This window comes from Allobosea sp. (genome assembly GCF_051860145.1).
Lineage (GTDB): Bacteria > Pseudomonadota > Alphaproteobacteria > Rhizobiales > Beijerinckiaceae > Allobosea.
Window position 1 is genome coordinate 1 of record NZ_JBHYEM010000048.1, and the last position, 798, is coordinate 798.

2 protein-coding genes are annotated in these 798 nt (G+C 62.0%); both read left to right on the forward strand.

Annotated elements, in window-relative coordinates; all coding sequences use genetic code 11:
• Positions 1–485, forward strand: a 485-nt coding sequence (locus ACTIF2_RS27600; protein WP_439500340.1) for an amino acid ABC transporter ATP-binding protein, incomplete at its 5' end; no start/stop codon positions are given.
• Positions 486–542: 57 nt separating this feature from the next.
• Positions 543–798: cupredoxin domain-containing protein (locus tag ACTIF2_RS27605; protein WP_439500341.1), on the forward strand; the 256-nt coding region annotated here is incomplete at its 3' end.

The following is a 798-nucleotide window of genomic DNA, read 5'->3' on the forward strand; positions in this document are numbered from 1 at the left end:
AGCACTTCGAGCTCTTCCCACACCTGAGCGTGATGGAGAACCTCGTACTGGCGCAAGTTCAGGTGCTCAAACGCTCGCGTGCAGAAGCGGTCGAGCGCGGGCTGCGCATGCTCGATCGTGTGGGCTTGTCGATTCACAAGGACAAGTTCCCGGGCCAGCTCTCCGGTGGCCAGCAACAGCGCGTCGCGATCGCGCGGGCGCTGTCGATGGATCCGATCGTCATGCTGTTCGATGAGCCGACCTCGGCGCTCGACCCGGAGATGGTGGGCGAGGTCCTCGACGTCATGGTGAAGCTCGCACGCGAAGGCATGACGATGATGGTGGTGACCCACGAGATGGGGTTTGCTCGGCAGGTCAGCGACCGGGTGATCTTCATGGACCACGGGCGCATCGTCGAGGACTGCTCGAGCGAAGAGTTCTTCGGGCGTCCCCAGAGCCGGGCGCCGCGCGCGCAAGACTTCCTCTCCAAGATCCTCGCGCACTGAGGGTCGAAGAACCATCGAACCCATTTCCAGACAAGCTCAACCACCCCGAGGAATCACATGAAATCGATCAAGACATTGGTGCTCGCCAGCACCCGGGCGTTCTCGGGCCTGGCCCTTGCACACGGCGATGAGGATCACAGCGCGTCGAGCGGACCGGTACGCAAGGAACAAAAGAGCTGGGGTATCGCGGGCGATGCGAGCGCGGCCAAACGAACGCTGGAATTCAAGATGAGCGACAGCATGCGCTTCACACCCGATCGAATCCAGGTCAAGCAGGGCGAAACCGTCCGGCTGTCCATTCGCAATGAAGGAC